This is a genomic window from Oceanisphaera arctica (assembly GCF_002936955.1).
Lineage (GTDB): Bacteria > Pseudomonadota > Gammaproteobacteria > Enterobacterales > Aeromonadaceae > Oceanimonas > Oceanimonas arctica.
In genome coordinates, this window is the sequence record NZ_MPZM01000002.1 from 138,754 (window position 1) to 156,336 (window position 17,583).

At 55.4% G+C, this 17,583-nt stretch carries 16 protein-coding genes; 4 read left to right on the forward strand and 12 right to left on the reverse strand.

Annotated features, from left to right (window positions below):
• Nucleotides 1–34 precede the first annotated feature (34 nt).
• The 8 genes from UN63_RS01815 to UN63_RS01850 all read right to left on the reverse strand — a co-directional run bounded on the left by UN63_RS01815 (nt 35) and on the right by UN63_RS01850 (nt 8,391).
• On the reverse strand, nt 35–703 hold the full coding sequence (locus tag UN63_RS01815; protein ID WP_104485076.1) for an ABC transporter ATP-binding protein: 669 nt from the start codon (nt 701–703) through the stop codon (nt 35–37).
• Complete coding sequence (locus UN63_RS01820) at nt 700–1,488, reverse strand: ABC transporter permease (protein WP_104485135.1); 789 nt, start codon at nt 1,486–1,488, stop codon at nt 700–702. The genes UN63_RS01815 and UN63_RS01820 overlap by 4 nt, the downstream gene beginning before the upstream one ends.
• Nucleotides 1,489–1,496: 8 nt before the next feature.
• Nucleotides 1,497–3,209 carry a polysaccharide biosynthesis/export family protein gene (locus UN63_RS01825; protein WP_104485077.1) on the reverse strand — a complete coding sequence of 571 codons (1,713 nt, stop codon included), beginning with the start codon at nt 3,207–3,209 and terminating at the stop codon, nt 1,497–1,499.
• 28 nt (nt 3,210–3,237) lie between these two features.
• Nucleotides 3,238–3,624, reverse strand: coding sequence for a DVU3141 family protein (locus UN63_RS17440; protein WP_104485078.1), 387 nt, complete (start codon nt 3,622–3,624; stop codon nt 3,238–3,240).
• 381 nt (nt 3,625–4,005) lie between these two features.
• A complete protein-coding gene (locus tag UN63_RS01835) occupies nt 4,006–5,289 on the reverse strand; it encodes a capsule biosynthesis protein (protein WP_104485079.1) in 1,284 nt (427 codons plus the stop codon).
• A 194-nt stretch (nt 5,290–5,483) separates the two neighbouring features.
• Entirely contained in the window at nt 5,484–5,831 is a 348-nt protein-coding gene (locus tag UN63_RS01840) for a hypothetical protein (protein WP_104485080.1), read from the reverse strand.
• Nucleotides 5,828–7,234 (reverse strand): cytochrome P450, encoded by a 1,407-nt coding sequence (locus UN63_RS01845; protein WP_104485081.1) that lies wholly within the window; start codon nt 7,232–7,234, stop codon nt 5,828–5,830. Before UN63_RS01845 ends, UN63_RS01840 begins: the two co-directional genes overlap by 4 nt.
• Nucleotides 7,231–8,391 (reverse strand): hypothetical protein, encoded by a 1,161-nt coding sequence (locus UN63_RS01850; RefSeq protein WP_229793472.1) that lies wholly within the window; start codon nt 8,389–8,391, stop codon nt 7,231–7,233. The genes UN63_RS01845 and UN63_RS01850 overlap by 4 nt, the downstream gene beginning before the upstream one ends.
• 323 nt (nt 8,392–8,714) lie before the next feature.
• Here UN63_RS01850 and adk point away from each other — a divergent pair, with 323 nt between their 5' ends.
• Together adk and hemH are read left to right on the forward strand one after the other, a co-directional pair.
• Complete coding sequence (gene adk, locus UN63_RS01855) at nt 8,715–9,359, forward strand: adenylate kinase (protein WP_104485083.1); 645 nt, start codon at nt 8,715–8,717, stop codon at nt 9,357–9,359.
• Nucleotides 9,360–9,434: 75 nt separating this feature from the next.
• A complete protein-coding gene (gene hemH / locus UN63_RS01860; protein ID WP_104485084.1) occupies nt 9,435–10,415 on the forward strand; it encodes a ferrochelatase in 981 nt (326 codons plus the stop codon).
• A gap of 313 nt (nt 10,416–10,728) precedes the next feature.
• Here hemH and UN63_RS01865 read toward each other — a convergent pair whose 3' ends face one another.
• The 3 genes from UN63_RS01865 to mtgA form a co-directional block, all read right to left on the reverse strand.
• Nucleotides 10,729–12,318 carry a cation:proton antiporter family protein gene (locus UN63_RS01865; protein WP_104485085.1) on the reverse strand — a complete coding sequence of 530 codons (1,590 nt, stop codon included), beginning with the start codon at nt 12,316–12,318 and terminating at the stop codon, nt 10,729–10,731.
• A 20-nt stretch (nt 12,319–12,338) separates the two neighbouring features.
• Nucleotides 12,339–13,091 carry an HAD-IIA family hydrolase gene (locus UN63_RS01870; RefSeq protein ID WP_104485086.1) on the reverse strand — a complete coding sequence of 251 codons (753 nt, stop codon included), beginning with the start codon at nt 13,089–13,091 and terminating at the stop codon, nt 12,339–12,341.
• 136 nt (nt 13,092–13,227) lie between these two features.
• Nucleotides 13,228–13,890: a monofunctional biosynthetic peptidoglycan transglycosylase gene (gene mtgA, locus UN63_RS01875; protein ID WP_229793470.1), complete on the reverse strand. Its 663-nt coding sequence runs from the start codon at nt 13,888–13,890 to the stop codon at nt 13,228–13,230.
• A 141-nt stretch (nt 13,891–14,031) separates the two neighbouring features.
• Here mtgA and UN63_RS01880 point away from each other — a divergent pair, with 141 nt between their 5' ends.
• Nucleotides 14,032–15,063: an adenosine deaminase gene (locus tag UN63_RS01880; RefSeq protein ID WP_104485088.1), complete on the forward strand. Its 1,032-nt coding sequence runs from the start codon at nt 14,032–14,034 to the stop codon at nt 15,061–15,063.
• Nucleotides 15,064–15,441: 378 nt separating this feature from the next.
• On the forward strand, nt 15,442–16,233 hold the full coding sequence (locus tag UN63_RS01885; protein ID WP_104485089.1) for a sulfite exporter TauE/SafE family protein: 792 nt from the start codon (nt 15,442–15,444) through the stop codon (nt 16,231–16,233).
• Between the two features lie 350 nt (nt 16,234–16,583).
• Here UN63_RS01885 and lpxM read toward each other — a convergent pair whose 3' ends face one another.
• Nucleotides 16,584–17,552, reverse strand: a complete 969-nt coding sequence (lpxM, locus tag UN63_RS01890) for a lauroyl-Kdo(2)-lipid IV(A) myristoyltransferase (protein WP_104485090.1) — start codon at nt 17,550–17,552, stop codon at nt 16,584–16,586.
• Between the last annotated feature and the right edge of the window lie 31 nt (nt 17,553–17,583).

Genomic DNA, 17,583 nt, shown 5'->3' on the forward strand with positions numbered 1-17,583 from the left:
CCGCCGCTTGGTCAGGTATCGGTGTTGTGGTTTTTTACGGCTTTGCTTTCTGGTGGTAGGCGGCAATGGCGTCGTTGATATTGTCATACCAGCTGGCCTCGCCGTCTTTCAGATAGATTCCGGCCTGACACAGCTCTTTGAGAATTCCTTCGGAGTGGGAGACCATGATCAGACTGGACTGGCCTACCTTGTCTTTAAAGGCTTTGCTGGCCTTCTCTCTAAAGTTGCGGTCACCCACGGCGGTGGCTTCGTCGGAAAGATATACATCAAAATCAAACGCCAGCGACAGGCCAAAGTTGAGTCGGGCGCGCATGCCGGAGGAATAGGTTTTGATGGGGCGGTCGAAGGCAGTGCCCAGTTCGGCAAAGTCTTCTACATAATCGATAATGCGTTGCACGTTAAAGCCACCACCCTGCATCCGGGCCACAAATTTAACGTTTTGTCGCCCGGTCATGGAGCCCTGAAAACCACCGGAAAGGCCGATGGGCCAGGAAACCCGACAATGCCGCTCTACCTGGCCGTGCTCCGGACTGTCCATGCCGGCAATCAACCTCAGCAGAGTACTTTTGCCGGCGCCGTTGCAGCCCACCAGCCCTACGCTTACATTTTTGGGAATGGTGAGATTGATGTCTTTCAACACCCAGCTGTTTTCTGTGCCATCGCGGCTGTTATAGCGTTTGTAAAGATTGGATATCTTGATCATTGTGCTTTCAACCGTTCTTTAAAGCGTGCATGCATTAACAGGCCCAATGCGTTTAAAGCCAGTATGCACAGCCAGAGATAGGTTTCGCTGGTGCCATGTACCACCTTGTAGCTACTGAAAAATCCCAGCCGTAAAAGCTCCAGACCATGGGCGATGGGGTTGAACATCAGATATTCCAGCAGGTATTGGGGCAGTATATTCAGCGGCATGATAACGCCGGAGATAATCAGCAGGGGCAGCGAGATCACGTTGATTATCTTGGCGGTTTCCGGCACCAGAGTACTGGTTACCGATACCACCAGCCCTAGTCCCAGCCCTAACGCCCATAACGACATCCAACCACACAGAGCATAAATGGCGTTATCCGGGAAAATATCCAGCCCCAGCAGCAGGCCAGCAACAATAAACAACAGAAACACGAAAGTGCGTAGCATGCCTTCCAGAAAGGAGCGTACCAGCACGGGGTCTACCGGCTGAACCTGGCGGTAGGCAAACAGTGCCTTATTGGCATTTATTGCTCCCTGACTCCGGCTCATGCCTTCGCGTACCAGAAAAAAACCCATCATGCCGGTAATCATCCAGGGGATGAAATCGGCTCCCATAATCAATTTGTTGCTGCCGCCGATAAAACCGCGAATCAATACCATAATGGCAATCATCGCCATGGGTTCGAAGATCATCCAGAACCAGCCCAGGCGGTCAGTCATGGTGCGGGTGACGGCTTCGCGCATAAACATGGCATACCAGACGCTGCGGGTGACCTGCCAGGGCGTGCGTGTTTGCATGGTGCTCATTACAGGTCTATCGCCACTTTGGCGGCAATGGCAATCTGGTAGAGGATCTGGGTGAGGGTGCTGGCCAGCTGCAGGTTTTTGGTGGGGGCTTGTGGCAGTACCAGAATTTCGTCACCCGGGCGCAAGGCGACGTCTTCCGCTTCGCGTACTTCGCCATTCTGGCGCACCACCAGAATACGTTTTTCATCGGCCTGATCGGTAAAGCCACCGGCGCCGGCAATGTAGTCTTTAGCATTGCGGTTGGCGTGGAACACCACCGACTGGGGCACCAGCACTTCGCCACTGATCAACAGGGAGTCGGACTTTTCGGGAATGGTGATCACGTCACCGTCCTGCAGACGAATGTTGCTGATGGTGCCATTGTTGGCCAGCACCAGGCGACCGTTGGGCTCTACCTTACGGGCGCGCTCGATGAACTGGCTGATCAATTCGGCTTCTCGCACACGAATTTGCGCTTCTTCGGGGGTGGAGGAAGAGGCACTCAGATAGGTGGTTTCCAGCCGGGCCAGGCTCTCACTTAGCGCCTGCTGTTGCCGTTCTGCCACGCTGACTCGTTTGAGCGAGATGCTGTTTACATCGGTCATGCTCCGGGGTACGGCAATGGCATCCAGTAGTTCGTGCAGCCGGGCGTCACGCGGCAGGGCAAAGCGGGAGGGGCCGTAGTAGCTGCCTTCCAGCTGCACCACTATGGTGTTGTCGCGCATGTCGCTGCTGAATACCACCTGATCACCGCTGTTCAGCGGTTGTTGGCCAAAGTCGGCCAGATCAACATAGCTGGATACGGGGCCCGACGCCCGGGCGCCGCGCAGCAGCGCATGGGTGACGTTGGATTTTAACCGGGCCAGCTGTTGCAGTGCCTGGCCTGTCATGGCTCCGGGCGTCAGCTCGTAGCGGTAGGATCGGGTCACATCGCCCTCTACGGTCACGGTGGGGCCGCGTTCTGACACCACTATGGTGTCGCCGTCCTTGAATTGCGGGCGGGGCAGGGTGCCGTTAATCAAGAAGTCGTACAAATCGGCGCTGGCAATGGTTTTGCCGTGGCGCACAATACGCACTTTACGATAGCTGCCGGTGGCGTCGTCTATGCCGCCTGCCTGATCCAGAAAATACAGCACAGAATCGTTGGGGGTACCGGCAAAGCGGCCGGGGTTCTGTACATAGCCTGTCACGAACACGGAGACCGGCTGCACGCCCTGCAGGTTGGTATATACCTGCACGTTGTTGGAATAGATGGAGTTAACTGCTGCGCGAACCTGGCCGTCCAACTGGCTGTGGCGTATACCCTGCACCTTGATGGGGCCCACACCGGGAATGAAGATATTGCCCTGGGCATCTACCGGCAGTACCCGGTCTATGTCTATCGCACCCCACACCCGCAGAGTGACCTGGTCGCCGGGAGTGATTACATAGTCGGGGTTCAGGCCGTCGGCCCGCACACCGCGAAAGCCGCCGGAGAACAAGTGGCTGCCAAAGCTGGGTGGCTCGGCACGTGTGAGAGGCGTGCTTTGCCGTACGGGACCGTAGCGACCGCTCTTCCAGTTGGTGCTGTTGTTGGTAACCGCCTGATCGGCCGGGGAAATTAGCTGGGCCTGGTCTGCTTCTGGCAATTCACCGGCATTAGTGCCGATAAGTTGGGCGTAGCAGAAGTAGGGGGATGATGTCAGAACGGCAATGAAGCAGGGTCGTATAAAATATCTGTAAAAGCTATTCATTGAGTGTCGTCCCATTGTTCTGTGATGTTCAGTGATGAAGCAAACGAGTTACCGGACGCACTGTGTTCCAGCTGCCGTGATCTACCTGACAAACGATGGTGTACGATATAGTTCCAGTGGTGGAAGTGATTGTCAGCTCGCGGCAGGTCCGGCCGCTGGCAGCGAAGTAAGGCTGTTGTGCCAGAACCAATACGTTGCTACCCCAAGGAGAGTGTGTCAGGGAAATAGAGCTGACGTTGGTGGTTGAAGAAAGATAGGCGTTAAGATCGGATGACAGTGCTTTTTGGCTATTCTGGTTAACAGCCGAATCAGTCGGCGATGAAGGGATGTTGTGTCGGAGTGAACATCCGCTGATGGCAACGATATCGAGGAATAGTATTAAACATAGCAGCTTCCGGGTCATTTTGGATTGCATCAGATATTTTCACTCTTGTAGTTTTTTAAATAAATCAGAACAGTAACTCCCGTAAACATGGTGCCTGCCCTGTATTGAGGCTGACTTACAGCATGTCGATAAAGTATGGCTTGATACATTCGAGTCTTATTTTTTATCTAGACCCATTGAGGGTTGTAAGCCATTTGATACGCTACCGCCCTTAGGTTACAGCTCCTAATTTGCTGATTTAACTAAATTCTTGTAAATCATTTTAAAATTCCATCGAAAAATTATAGGTTGAAATTTTTATACCGTAATCAGAGGCTGATGCTTCCTTGTTAGCTACTGCTAAATGTACTGTACTTATCTATGCCTACATACACGAGCCGGAACAGGCAATGAACCGGGGGACATGTTTATTCAGGCTGCTGGCTTGGTCTGCGACGCCAGTACATTGAATGGATCCGCTTGAGATCCGATATTTTTGACTGTGGTATGAACAGTATTGAAAGAGTTCAATACAAGCAGTCGTTGCCAAATTTTCTCACAAGTTTTTTGATATTCCCCATAAAAGCTGCCGTTGAGTTGAGTATGGTTCAGCATGAAGCATCGTAATTGTTTGAATAGTTTTGCATTTACCGGGCATGGTTTTTTCCAGAACTGATCCAGGCCATTTTGACTGGTTAAGCCGGGAATGTCGTATATTGCCTTGCCAAGAGTAATGGTTGGGACTGAATGTAGTAGGGCAGACATACCGGCTGTGCTGTTGACCGTGACCACGGCCTTGCAGTGAGGATAGAGCTCTGGCAAAGACAAATCATAGCCATAGAAAATTCGTTCATTTATGCCCAGGCGCTCGCATTCATATCTGATCAATTTCTTGTAGTTGGTATAGCCGCGATCCATGGGGTGATGTTTAAAAACCAGTACATCATTATCATTAGCATGGCTGGAAAATGACAATAAAACATGTCGAATAAACTGAGATGTATCGCCAAAACAGGAGTGAATCCGTACCTGAAAGTCATCTGTTACCTGCAGGGGGACCAGAAAAATATGCCCTGAATGATGGTCGATAAGTCTTTCCTTCAGGTTCTGATCTCTGTTCTTGTAAATGTATTTCGTATATAACCCTTTTAGCCAAGCCAGTCCTTCGGATAAGCAAGTACGACACCTGTGGTGTTGGTAGTGTGTAAATATCGGGTAGTGAAGTTGCATTGAAATATAATAACGAATGGCATAACCAATGCGGCGCTGGAAGGTAGGTGAAATGACAAAGTGGTCATTTTTTTCTACCGGTAATACCTCGGGCAGTAAGGTTTCAAGGCGCCCGTACCAGGTGCTGTGAGCGTTGACGCCATTTGGCTCCAAAGTGATGTAGTCCGGTCTGAGATAACCTTCTTCAAATACATAAAAACCAATGTGCTGCTTTTGGCAGTACTGGCGAGCATAATGATGGTAGAGGCGACAGTCGTTGTAGCAGAACACCGTATCAATGTGACAGCGCTTGATGGTCTCATCCAGAAAAGCAGGCCAGTCAACCAAGCTACCACGATAGCTTATGTTACTGCCTACGCATGGCCAAGACTCATCTCCACCATTGAAGTTGAGCTTGTGAACCCGGATACCTTGACTGGCTAAAAACCGGGAGAAGTGCTGAAAAAAAGGCCCTAAAGGTCCTTGGAGTAGCAAAATCGACCGCATGCTTGCACCCACCTTTCTTTCTTTTTATAAATTATATTTTGTCAGCTGGCCAGAAGCTGCCAGCACTTTGAAATCCCCTTACTTCCTTCAATATAGACGGGTTATCTGTGGGTTCAACCTCTGGAAGTGAGTTAGTTTGCCACCATCTGTAAGTTTCATATGTATCCACACTCACTATCGGCGATTTTTTATTTTCATTCTATGCTTTGCTTGTGCAGGCCTTTTTGCAGCATCAGGTCGACCAGGGGTTGCTCTCGCTTGTTGGCGCGTTGGCAGTGATCCTGCTGGAACTTGTTGGTCAGCCAGATCACGAATTTGGCCCATTGCTTGTTGTCGCGCTCGCGCCATGCGTGGGACGAGACCGACTCCCAGGCGTAACCGTTGAACACAGAAGCATTCACAAAATGATCCAGGGCACGTACGCCGCTGCGGCCCCGTTCTACCCGGCCCATGACACCCACGCAGCAGATGATCAGGTAGCCAAGAATGGCCAGCGGCACCACGGCGCACATGAGGATAAAGCCGGCGAGTCGTTCTTTCATACCGTTGCTTCTCTTGGGGTCAAAATCAGTTTCATGCCGTTTTGCGAGCGAATGGTCAGCCGGCCGACCGGCTCGGGCACAAAGTCGTCTGCCAGGGTAAAACGGTAGTCTCTGAGTATGGTGGCCAGGATCAGGCTGGCTTCTTGCTGGGCAAAGGCGGCGCCAATGCACACCCGTGGTCCGGCGCCGAAGGGCAGGTAGGATTTACTCAGGGGCATTTTCAGGTTTTTACTGGTAAAACGGCCGGGGTCGAAACCGTTGGGGTTATCCCAGAAGTCCTGATGGCGGTGAATCAGCCAGGGCGAGATCATCACCGACGAGCCAGCCGGCATTTTTTTGTCGCGCATTTCGGTGGCATGGGTGCATTCGCGGGACAAAAAGCCCACGGGCGGATAGAGCCGCAGAGCTTCGCGAAAAATATCCCGCACCAGTATCATCTTGCGCAGCGCCTCAACACTCATGGGGTGCTCGGCCAGTACGCCGGTTACCTCTTGGTGGGCCTGCTTTTGAATATCCGGATACAAAGCCAGCAGATATAACGACCAGGTCAGGGCGCTGGCCGAGGTTTCGTGCCCGGCCAAAAACAGCATGGAGATCTGGTCCACTATTTCACTGAACGAGAACGGCTCGGCGGTGGTGTCGTCGGTGGCCAGAAGCAGGGAAGACAGAATATCCTGTTGTTGCTCCAGCGCCGCCTGGCTTTGCGGGCAGCCGGCGCGGGCGACCTCGGCCTGCTGGTAGCGGGGGCGGATAATATCTTCGATAGTGCCCCGAATGTCTTGCGCGGCTTTAATACGTTTGCGCTCGCTCAAACCCCGCTGAATAAAGCCGGGAAAGCGGAACATCTTGAGCAACGCCAGTTTGGGCGATTCGGCCTGAAACTGAACAAAGGCGTCCAGAATGCGATCGGCCTGCTCGGGCGACAGCTCGGTCGACATAATGGTACGGAAGATGATGTCGGCGGTCACATAGGTCATCTCGGGGTCTATGTCCTGCCCCGGCTGGTGCTGCGTTAGCCGCTCAGACATATCGCTTACCGCCGCTTGCATGAGTGCAAACACCTGTTGCACCCGGGCGTGCTTGAAGGCCGGATCCAGCATGTTGCGCTGCTTTTGCCATTGCTCGCCGTTGGTGGTGAAGATACTTTCGCCCAGCAGTGGCTCGAGGATCTCGCCCAGCAGTCGGTTTTTGGGGAAGTTGTTGACGTCCTGCACCATGATTTTGCGGACCAGCTCGGGCTGGTTCACCATATAGAGCCGCAGCCCCGGCAGCTTGAATTCGCCCATTTTCATGCCATAGCTGCGCTCGTACAGGGCATCCAGCCAGGAATGGCGCTTGGTGAAAAATACCTTCCATAACGAGGCTTTGTTTTTGGCGGGTTTGGGGAACACCGGGCAGGTCATGGTTGATCCTCTATATGGCGTGCAACGGGCCGGGGGCCGGCGGTAAAGGCAAAAAAGTCGTAAGGGCCGGCCTTGTCGGTAGCCATCAAATACAGAAAGTGCATTGTGTACCAGGAGCGGCGCAGTTTTTTGTAGCGGGCCGGGTGGTACAGGGTAAAAAAGCGTGGCGACAACAGGCGCGGGCCGGCGTGGGGTGTGCGTGTCAGGCCGCAGGAGGTGAGGGGGTCGAGCAGAGGAAAGCAGGCGCCGTCGGTGGGGGCCGTATAGTCCAGCCACAGCAGACGGGGGTCTTGCCCCAGTTGTGCAAGCGCGGCTCTGAATTCATGGGCGCCGGGCTGAAAGCTGACCAGCGGTATGCACTGCCCCAGGGTGATGAGCACGACTCTTTGGTTGGCAAAGACATGGCCGTCGGGCAGGGCGGCCAGGGCCCGGGCGAGGGCAGGCACCACCATCATGGTGCCCACGCTGTGGGCGATGATCACCACTTCGTCGTTGTCGGGGTTTTGTATGGCTTTGATGATGTGGTCGGCGAAGTGCTCGGTACGTTCGTTTAAATGCGGGATTTTATCGTCTGCCCACCTGGCCGAAAACGCATAGATACGCAGCAGCCAGAAGACGGCCAGGCGATCCCCCAGCTTTTTTACCCCTTGCAGGCATAACCCGAATACGAGCATGCCGGCGAGTAGTTGAAGACTGTATTGCCCAGCGTCAGGCAACGCTGTCAGGGGCAACAAGGTCGTGATAAAACAAGATAAGGTCGCACTGCCGCTGACACCAAGCAATATGTATATCAGTGGGTAAAAGCCGGTCATCATCTGTTTATAAGAGGCTCGGGCAAAGGTAAAGACGTTGCCACTGGCGAGATAGGCCAGCATAACGACATAGAGATCGCTGATAATCTGGCGCCAGTCTTTACTCCAGTGCTGACGCACCAGATCGTCCCAACCCAGGTAGCAATAGTCGGTTTGAGTATGGGGGGTGCTCAGCTGCCAGTGATGGCAGTGCGCCGAGCGCCGGTGGCGGCGTGATACGGCTATATCCAGCCCGTTTACCGCAGCCTGTTGTGCCGACTGGGTACTATAAAGGCGGTGATAGTGACCGGCGCCGCGGGGATCAAACCCATGAATATAAAACACCTGGCGTTGTTTAACCGTCAATCCGTTGTTCCTTGACATAAAGGGGTTAAAACAGCAACAGATTACCTTAAATCGGGCAACGGGGCGAGTTGGCGCGGATTTGCGCGGCGGTGTGGTGTCTGCAGAATCGGCGTTGTTTGCCTCGACAGCTAAAGCGCCGGCTACAAAAACACACTCCGATGTTTGGTGGAGTCTGTAGACGCCGCTTTATCTGGCGCGAATTTACCGGCGGCAATCTCATCAATAGGTCTAACAGGAGTCTGCTGTTACTTGTCCCAATGGCGGTGTCGTGACACAATCGTGCCCCAAATTATGAAATAACTAATCAAGAAGAGGACGCTGTTATGCGCATCGTTTTGTTGGGTGCTCCGGGCGCGGGCAAGGGAACGCAGGCTCAGTTCATCATGGAAAAGTTCGGCATTCCACAAATCTCCACCGGTGACATGCTGCGTGCCGCTATCAAGGCCGGCACTCCGCTTGGTTTAAAAGCGAAAGAAGTGATGGATCAGGGCCAGCTGGTGTCCGACGATCTGATCATCGGTCTGGTCAAGGAACGCATCAGTCAGGACGACTGTGCCAAGGGCTTTTTGCTTGACGGCTTTCCGCGCACCATTCCTCAGGCCGACGCCATGAAAGACGCCGGTGTAGTCGTGGATTATGTGCTGGAATTTGCCGTGCCGGACGAAGAAATCGTCAAGCGCATGAGCGGTCGCCGCGTACATCCGGGCTCCGGCCGGGTTTATCACCTGATCTACAACCCGCCCAAGGTGGAAGGCAAGGACGACGTGACCGGTGATGAGCTGGTGATCCGCGTCGATGATGAAGAAGGTACGGTACGCAAGCGTCTGGGTGTATATCACGAGCAGACGGCCCCGCTGATCGACTACTACAAGCAGGCAGCCGAAGCCGGCCAGACTCGCCATTACAAAGTGGATGGCACCCAGTCTGTTGAAACCGTCAGCAAAAAACTGGCCGACATCCTGTCTTAAGTTCATTGCTTCCTACCGGGCGCCTCTTGCGCCCGGTTTCTTTTGTTCCGCTTCTATTCAGCTTTCTTTGCATACATGGGTAACAAAGTGAAAACAGGCGTTTTACTGGTTAACCTGGGTACCCCCACAGCTCCTACCGCCAAGGCGGTCAAGACGTTTCTCGGTCAGTTCCTGCACGATCACCGGGTAGTCGATCTTCCCAGGATGTTATGGTGCCCGGTATTGCACGGCGTTATTCTGCCGTTCCGTTCCCCCAAGGTAGCCAAACTGTATCAGTCTATCTGGTGGGAAGAGGGCTCTCCGCTGATGGTGGTCAGTCGTCGCCAGCAGGCGGGCTTGAGTGCCGCCCTGCAAGAGGCCGGCATCAATATGCCGGTGGCGCTCGGCATGAGCTACGGCGAGCCGTCTATCGGTACCGCCTGGCAGGAGCTGAAAGACGCCGGGGTAGACAGAGTCATTATTCTGCCCATGTATCCGCAGTATTCGGTCAGCACCACCGCCTCGGTATTTGACAGCTGGGCCCGGCTGATGAAGCAGGAGCGGTGTCTGCCGGCATTTCGCTTTATTCGCGATTATCATGATCATCGCGGCTATATTCAGGCGCTGGCGGAGTCGGTGCGTGACCACTGGGAAGCCGAGGGCCGAACCGATTTGCTGTTGCTGTCTTATCACGGTATTCCCAAGCGGTTTGAAGATCAGGGCGACCCCTATGGTCACCAGTGTCATAGAACCTCCGAGCTGGTAGCCGCCGAACTGGGGTTGGAACGTCACGAATGGCGTACCACCTTTCAGTCTCGTTTCGGGCGCGAGCCCTGGTTACAGCCCTACACGGACGAAACCATGAAGGCGCTGCCGGGCGAGGGCACAAAAAGCGTGAGCGTGATTTGCCCTGCCTTTTCGGCCGATTGCCTGGAAACCCTGGAAGAAATTGCCGAGCAGAATAAAGAGATCTTTATGGAAGCCGGTGGCGAGGCGTATCACTACATTCCCGCCCTCAACGATAATCCCGCCCATATCCGCATGATGATGGATCTGGTCTGCCGGGAGCTGGTGTAACCACAGCATTCCCAGACTGTAGGCGCCGCTTTAGCCGGCGCAAGACGCCAAGCGTTTTGTGCCGTCATCCTGACGAAGGTCAGGATCTTGATTTTGTTTAGTTCTGCTACGCAAAACCGGCCAGCTAAAGCGGCCTCTACAAAACCACAACACTACAGTCCAATCCAGACATCGGTGTTGTGTTTTTGTAGCCGGCGCTTCAGCTGCCGGGGCAGACGGTGCCGATTCTGCAGTTATAGCGCTGTTTGTGGGCTTGCGCCGGCTAAAGCGGCGCCTACAGCACCCCCACATCGGGGGTGTTTTTAGCGCCGCCCTACGCGGACTGTAACTGCGGGCTGGTGTTTTCGATCACATGGCGGGCAAAACCACTGCCGGCCTCTTCGTAGATATTGAAGATGTCGTCGGCCCCCATTTCGCGTAGCTGAGCGCCTTCTTCCGAATAGCAGATAATGGCGGCCACCTTGCCCTTGAAATGGTTGTGGCGGATCTGCTCCAGGGCGTAGAGGTTACCCGCGTGATTCGGCATGGCGAGAAAGATGTATTCCAGCTGTTCGCTGATGTTGGTCTTGTCCCAGAAGTCCGAATCGGAGGCATCGCCTTCGATGGCGTTGATGCTCAGATCCTGCAGCAGAGTGATTTTTTTCTTGTCGCTGTCGATGCCCAGCAACTGACCCGGATAGCTGCTTTCCAGCTCCATGTAGGCGCCCTGGCCGATGCGGCCCATGCCGATAATCAAGACCCTGGCATCGCCCAGCTGAATGGGCATATCGTCCGGGTGCAGATGCGAAGACTCGCGGGGCTGGAAGCGGTTCATCAGCCGGCGATAGATGTTTTCATTTTCGGCGTTCAATGGCGCCGAGATCATGAAAGAAATTGCCAGCGCGATGGAGGCGACAATGACCCAGTCGTTGCTGAGCAGCCCCTGTTTGGCGGCCAATGCGGCCACGATAAGGCCGAACTCCGAATAGTTGCTCAGGCTGAAGGTGGCCAGCAGCGAGGTACGAATACGCAGGCCGTAACGGTTGTACATCAGGTAATAAATCAGGCTTTTCAGTGGTAGTACCAGCAACAGTATGGCTGCAATCCACAGGGCGTCCATGGTGGGCATACCGTTCAGGCCTATGCTCAGGAAAAACGCCACCAGAAACAGTTCTTTCATGTTGAACAGGGACTTGGCCAGCGAAGAGGCACTGTAGTGGGAAGCCAGCATCATGCCGATGACAAGCGCCCCCAGGTCGCCCTTGAGCCCGACCAGCTCGAAGCCGCCCACGCCCACCACCAACGCCAGAAACACCGCAAACAGGGTTTGCAGCTCGCCGTGACCGCTTCGCTCCAGCACCTTGAAAAACAGCGGGCGCAGCAGCGGCAGCAGCGCCAGCAGGCCCAATGCCCAGGGGCTGGGGACCTTGCCGCTGGAAATGGTTAAATACGCCACCGCGAACAAGTCCTGCATGACCAGCACACCGATGGCGATGCGACCATAGAAGGTGTTCATGTCACTGCGCTCTTCCAGCACCTTGACCGCAAAGACGGTGCTGGAAAAGCTGAGCGCAAAGCCCATCAGCATGGCCTGACGCCATTCCAGCTCCAGCGCCAGGCTGAAGCCGATGGCTTTCACTGCCAGCAGTACCCCGGTAAACAGCAGGGTCGAGAACAGGATATGACCGGTTGCCGTGCCCCATACTTCTTTCTTGAGCAGGGTCTTGATGTCCAGCTTGAGCCCGATGCTGAACAACAGCAGGGTCACCCCCAGGTTGGCGAGGGTGTCGAGGGTGGCATTACTTTCATAGCCCATGGCGTTGAGTACGAAGCCCGCAGCCAGAAAACCAATCAGGGGCGGAAGGTTAATCAGATAAACGGCCAGGCCGCAGCCAAAGGCAATAGCGATAAAAATAGGATCCATTAGTGCTTCTTATTACTGAGTCAGAACAGGTCGATATCGGCGACGGATGAATAAACATGCTGCGGACGGAATGGCATCTTGTCAATGTCCGCGACCTGGCTGACGCCGGTCAGCACCAGTATGGTTTCGAGCCCCGCCTGAAAACCCGCCAGAATGTCCGTTTTCAGGTTGTCACCCACAATCAGGGTGTTTTCGGAGTGGGCGTCCATGTGATTGAGCGCGGCCCGTACTATCCAGGCGCTGGGCTTGCCAACGTAAAACGGCTTCTTGCCGGTCATGCGTTCTATGGGGGCACAGAGTGCGCCACAGGCCGGGTGCATGTTCGGGCCGTGGGTATCCGGGTTGGTGGCGATAAAGCTGGCACCGCCGGCCACAAAGCGGGCCGCCATCTGGATCATGCTCCAGTTGTAGTTGCGGGTTTCTCCCACCACCACAAAGTCCGGGTCTATGTCGGTAATGGTAAAGCCGGCCTTGTACAGCTCGTGGATTAGCGCCCCTTCACCGATAACATAGGCTTTTTCGCCGTTCTGGCGTTTCAGAAAATCGGCGGTGGCCATGGCCGAGGTATAGAAGCTGCTTTCCGGTACTTCGATGCCGGCAGAATAAAAACGGTTTTGCAGATCCCTGGGCGTCTGGGCCGGGTAATTGGTGAGAAACAGCAGGTTGATGTCTTGTTCCAGCACCCGGCGTACAAAGGCGTCGGCGCCGGGGATCAAATCGTTGTTATGCAGGATGACGCCGTCGATATCACAAATCAGATTTTTCTTATGCACTCATGCTCTCCTTGAGACCTGTATCGAGCAGGTCCTTGTCTAGTAGGTCCGTGTCTAGTTGGTTAGACCAAGCTCCGGCTTTATTCCTACTGTCATCGCAGCTTATGACAAATTGATGACCAGCGTCACCGTTTTATTACTTTTCCACGCAGTCGACCAAGGGGCCGAGCTGGTTAATGCGATAGCCAATGGTTGTGGCGCGTCGCTGCACGTAGGCCGATGGCCGCCCTGCGTTGAACTGCCGGGGATTGGGCAGCACCGCTGCCAGCAATGCGGCCTGATGACGGCTGAGATTGGCGGCAGAGGTATTGAAATAGGCCCGGGCCGCCGCTTCGGCGCCATAGATGCCGGGGCCGAATTCGGCGATGTTCAGATACAGGGTCATGATGCGGTCTTTCGGCAATATCAGCTCCAGCATGGGGGTATAAATGGCCTCCAGTGCCTTGCGGGTGAGGCTGCGCCCCGGCCACAGATAGAGATTTTTGGCGGTTTGCATGGTGATGGTGCTGCCGCCGCGCAGCCGACCCTCGTCCTGAAACTCGTTGAAGACATCATTGAAGGCGTCCCAGTCAAAGCCCCGGTGGCGACAGAACTTGTTGTCTTCGGACGCGATGACCGCCATCTTCAGGTGACTGGAAAGTCGGGATGAAGGTTGCCAGTCCTTGGACAGGGATTCGCCTTCAAACAGACGGATCACCATCAGCGGCGTCACCGGCACCGGCACGTAGCGATACAGCAATGTCAGCAGCAGCGGCCCCAGGATAAGCAGGCTCAGCAACCAGACTACACAGCGTTTCAAGAAAGAGATCATCGAGAGGGCATTCCCATGGTGGTGTTTGACCGTCCGGTTGTTGTTTGGCGGCAGCGGTGACTGAATTTTTGTTATCTTTAATCTAGGGTCTGACTCGAGCCACCGGTTTATAAACAGCGGAGAAACGCCATGTCCACGTTTATCAGTGAATTGCCCAAGGTGGAACTGCATCTGCATATAGAGGGAACCCTGGAGCCTGAAATGGTGTTTGCCCTGGCCAGGCGCAATGGTATCACCCTCGATTACAAGGATGAAAGTGCCCTCAAGGCGGCTTATCAGTTTGAAGACCTGCAATCGTTTCTCGATGTCTACTATCAGGGCATGCAGGTGTTGCTCACCGAGCAGGATTTTTTCGATCTGACCTGGGCCTATCTGCTCAGGGCTCATGCGGATCGGGTGCGCCATGTGGAGATTTTTTTCGACCCCCAGGCCCATACCGGGCGGGGCGTGCCCCTGGCGGTGGTGATAAGCGGCATAGTGCGAGCGCTGGAGCAGGCACGCCTGCAGTGGGGGCTGACCAGCCGTTTGATCATGTCGTTTTTGCGCCATCTGTCTCAGGAGTCAGCCTTCGAGACCCTGCATCATGCCGAACCCTTCCGCCAGCAACTGTCGGGCATCGGCCTCGATTCGGCGGAAAAAGGTAATCCGCCCACCAAGTTCACCCAGGTTTATACGGCCGCCCGGGAGCAGGGCTATCGGCTGGTGGCCCATGCCGGAGAAGAAGGGCCGGCCAGCTACATTCGCGATGCGCTGGATATTCTGCAGGTGGAACGCATCGACCACGGGGTGGCGGCCATTACCGATACCCCCCTGATGGCACAGCTGGCCCGGGAGCGTATTCCGCTCACCGTGTGTCCGCTGTCCAACCTCAAGCTCAAGGTCGTCGAGACCATGGCGGAGCATCCCATGCTCCAGCTGCTGCATGCGGGCCTGTGTGTGACGGTCAACTCCGATGATCCGGCCTACTTCGGTGGCTACATGAATGCCAACTATGAGGCGTTGCAGCAGGGGCTGGGGGCCAGCAACGAAGATCTGCTGCAGCTGGCGCTGAATGGGGTGGAAGCCTGCTGGCTGTCGCCGGAAGAAAAGGCGCTGCTGACGCGGGAAATCAAGGATTATGGCGAGCAGGCCGGCATCAGCCCGGGGCACGACAGACACTGAGAGAGGGTATCTACAAAAACCGCAAGCCTGTCCGTCTCGTAGGGTCCAATTTATTGGACCGTCAGGCCGGCGGTAACGGCGTTGGTCGAATAAATTCGACCCTACGACTATCAGAAAACAAGGTGCCAAGCGTTTTGTGCCGTCATCCTGACGAACGTCAGGATCTTGTACAGTGCAGATGGTAAGCTCGGCGCCGATCTACTCCCTCCCCTTAGCCTCCGATTTATCAGAATAACGGCAATGTGCAACGTAAGGGGAGGGCTGGGGAGGGGTTACTGCACTGTTTTTCTTTCCCGCTTCCCGCTTTCCGCTCTCCCTGGTTGGCTTTTACCTCCGCCTTAGGTAGTTTATGGCCTTTGTCTTTTTTAGGGATTCAATATGACCTGGTTGATGTATCTGGCACTGGGGGCCTTTGCTGGCACCCTGGCCGGATTGTTTGGGGTGGGTGGCGGCCTCATTATTGTGCCGGTGCTGATTATCAGCTTTAAACTGCAGGGTATCGGTGGCGATCTGGTGACCCACATGGCGGTGGGTACTTCGCTGGCCACCATCATGTTTACTTCGCTGAGCGCCATTCATACCCATCATGGTCGCAGAGCCATCGACTGGCGCCTGGCGGCGCTGTTGTCCGTCGGCATCGTTGTGGGGGCCTGGCTGGGCGGCTATACCGCCGACAAGCTCTCGGGGCCGCTGTTGCAGCGGCTGATCGGTTTGTTCGCCTGGCTGATGGCGGCACAGATGCTGTTTGGCCTGGCACCCAGGGGTGGCTCTCAGCTGCCCGGCAAGCCGGTGCAGGTGGCGGTTGGCGGTGTGATTGGCTGGGCCTCGGGTATTTTCGGCATCGGTGGCGGCTCGCTGACGGTGCCGTTTCTCAGCTGGTGTTCGGTGCCCATGCAGCGAGCGGTGGCGGTATCGTCGGTCTGTGGCTTTCCCATCGCATTGGTGGGGGCGCTCAGCTACGTGGTGCACGGCATGGCGCACGAGGGGCTGCCGGACGAAGCCTGGGGTTATGTTTATCTGCCGGCAATGATCGGCATCAGCCTGGCCAGCATGCCTTTCGCCCGTTTCGGCGCCATTCTGGCGCACAAACTCTCGGCCCCGGTACTGAAACGCGCCTTTTCGGTATTTTTGCTGCTGGTTGGCGCCAAGTTCCTGTTTTTTCCGGGGTAAAACCAGTGAGGGGTGATAAACGGCCTCTGTAGGCGCTGCTTTAGCTGCGCAAACCAACAAACGGCGCCATATCTGCAGCATCGGCGCCGTCTGTCCCGGCAGCTGAAGCGCCGGCTACAAAATACGGTGCCAAGCGTTTTATGCCGGCCAGCTAAAGCGGCCTCTACAAAAGACGAGGTTTTGTCTTTAGCCAGGCGCTTGGCGCTGTGCCGGTTTTTCTTACGGCTTAAAGCTGACAGCTTACAGCTATGTTTTCCGCTGCTCTTTCTCGATCAACCAATCGTCGATGCGGGCCACCAGCCACATGACCAGCAGGCCGGTGGCGATCGTCAGCAGATATTCCAACCAGCTCATTGTTTTCTTACCTCCCGGATTCCCGCCTCGTAACGACCTTCGTCGCTATCGACCTGGGTCTGAAAATACTTCAAAAACCACATGTATTGCTCGGGCCACTCATTGAGCAGGGCTTCTATTTCTGCGTTCATCGCCCGGGTGTCGGCGGCAATATCGGCGGTGGGGTAGGGTGCCATGGGGGGGCGAAGGATCAGCTCGTAGCGATGCTGTTCGGCATTGTAGACGCTGAGCACGGGTATTACTTTGGCGCCGGTCAGCTTCACCAGCTTGGGCAGGGCCGGCAGTGTGGCCTTGAGCTCGGCGAAAAAGGGCACGAAGAGGCTGGCTTCCCGGCCGTGATCCTGATCCGGCAGATAGAAGAAATGCTTGCCGTTCTTGATGGTCTTGATCACCGCCTTGATGCCGGCGTCGCGCTCGTAGACGATGCCGTTGAAACGTGCGCGCTGACGGTTGATAAACCAGTCAAACACCTGGTTCTTGGCGCTGTGCATCATGGTGCACATGGGCAGCCCCAGCGATGTCAGGTAAAGACCGCCGGCGTCGATGGCCCAGGTGTGGGGGATCATGAAGATGATTTTTTCATCGGCGGCGAGGCAGGCGTCCAGATGCTCCTGGCCCTGCACCACGAAGCGCCCCTGCAGATAGTCACGGCTGCGGGCGGTCCACTCGCCGTAGCCCATAAAGGTCATGAGGCCGGCACGAATGGAATTCAGCAGCATCTGCTCCACCTCATCGGCAGGCAGCTCGGGAAAGCACAGCCGGATATTGGTACGGGCGATATAGCACTGCTTTTTGGTAAGCCTCACCAGCAAGGGCGCGAAGGCGCCGGCAAAGGCGTCGCGCGCTCGCACCGGCAGCCAGGCCAGCAGCCACAGCGAGCCGATGGCCAGCCAGGTCAGCCAGTACCTGGGGTGTAGATAATGACGTTTAAATTCTAGGTCATAAACAGGGTCGGACCCGGACATAACAACTTCCTTTCGATGACAAGGCGGCAAG

Excerpts from the sequence above, each read along its gene's own strand:
- UN63_RS01815 (WP_104485076.1), bottom strand. The coding sequence starts at position 703 with ATGATCAAGATATCCAATCTTTACAAACGCTATAACAGCCGCGATGGC.
- UN63_RS01820 (WP_104485135.1), bottom strand. The coding sequence starts at position 1,488 with ATGCAAACACGCACGCCCTGGCAGGTCACCCGCAGCGTCTGGTATGCC.
- UN63_RS01825 (WP_104485077.1), bottom strand. The coding sequence starts at position 3,209 with ATGAATAGCTTTTACAGATATTTTATACGACCCTGCTTCATTGCCGTT.
- UN63_RS17440 (WP_104485078.1), bottom strand. The coding sequence starts at position 3,624 with ATGCAATCCAAAATGACCCGGAAGCTGCTATGTTTAATACTATTCCTC.
- UN63_RS01835 (WP_104485079.1), bottom strand. The coding sequence starts at position 5,289 with ATGCGGTCGATTTTGCTACTCCAAGGACCTTTAGGGCCTTTTTTTCAG.
- UN63_RS01840 (WP_104485080.1), bottom strand. The coding sequence starts at position 5,831 with ATGAAAGAACGACTCGCCGGCTTTATCCTCATGTGCGCCGTGGTGCCG.
- UN63_RS01845 (WP_104485081.1), bottom strand. The coding sequence starts at position 7,234 with ATGACCTGCCCGGTGTTCCCCAAACCCGCCAAAAACAAAGCCTCGTTA.
- adk (WP_104485083.1), top strand. The coding sequence starts at position 8,715 with ATGCGCATCGTTTTGTTGGGTGCTCCGGGCGCGGGCAAGGGAACGCAG.
- hemH (WP_104485084.1), top strand. The coding sequence starts at position 9,435 with ATGGGTAACAAAGTGAAAACAGGCGTTTTACTGGTTAACCTGGGTACC.
- UN63_RS01865 (WP_104485085.1), bottom strand. The coding sequence starts at position 12,318 with ATGGATCCTATTTTTATCGCTATTGCCTTTGGCTGCGGCCTGGCCGTT.
- UN63_RS01880 (WP_104485088.1), top strand. The coding sequence starts at position 14,032 with ATGTCCACGTTTATCAGTGAATTGCCCAAGGTGGAACTGCATCTGCAT.
- UN63_RS01885 (WP_104485089.1), top strand. The coding sequence starts at position 15,442 with ATGACCTGGTTGATGTATCTGGCACTGGGGGCCTTTGCTGGCACCCTG.
- lpxM (WP_104485090.1), bottom strand. The coding sequence starts at position 17,552 with ATGTCCGGGTCCGACCCTGTTTATGACCTAGAATTTAAACGTCATTAT.